At 36.0% G+C, this 400-nt stretch carries 1 pseudogene; it reads left to right on the top strand.

What is annotated here, in order from left to right:
• Positions 1-107 precede the first annotated feature (107 nt).
• Positions 108-296: pseudogene (locus BHE18_RS01515) on the top strand (LysR family transcriptional regulator); the annotation flags it as partial.
• Positions 297-400 lie beyond the last annotated feature (104 nt).

Here is a 400-nt window from a genome sequence, read left to right as displayed (position 1 = left end):
TACGTGTTATGTCTGATATATTTCTGATCGATTCTTTGTGTAGTGTGCACTGTGGTTTGTCACGTTGTTACTCTGTAGCGATCTTTTTACTTTTTGTGTTTTTTTTTATAACAGTGGTACCGGAATCTGCTGTTATGCATCTAGCTGCACAAGGTAAGGTTTATTGTCACCCATTACCTGAGAAAGATAGCTGTATCTCAACAATCTTTATACGCCATAAAGATGCGTACCTGACAAATTCAATGCGCAGCCTCCTTAAGACCATTGTTGAACATAAAAATATGAGTATGTCTTAAAGAGCTTTTTCTCTTTCTATGTTAACTTCTTAAATAAAAGAGAAGACGCATCTCCACTTCGCTACCCTTATTCACAATAAAATAGAGCAGTAAACATGTGAGTT

The organism is Rossellomorea aquimaris (assembly GCF_001877785.1).
GTDB lineage: Bacteria > Bacillota > Bacilli > Bacillales > Bacillaceae_B > Rossellomorea > Rossellomorea aquimaris_A.
Note: the sequence above shows the minus strand (reverse complement) of the source record. Positions and strands in the feature narration are given on the sequence as shown.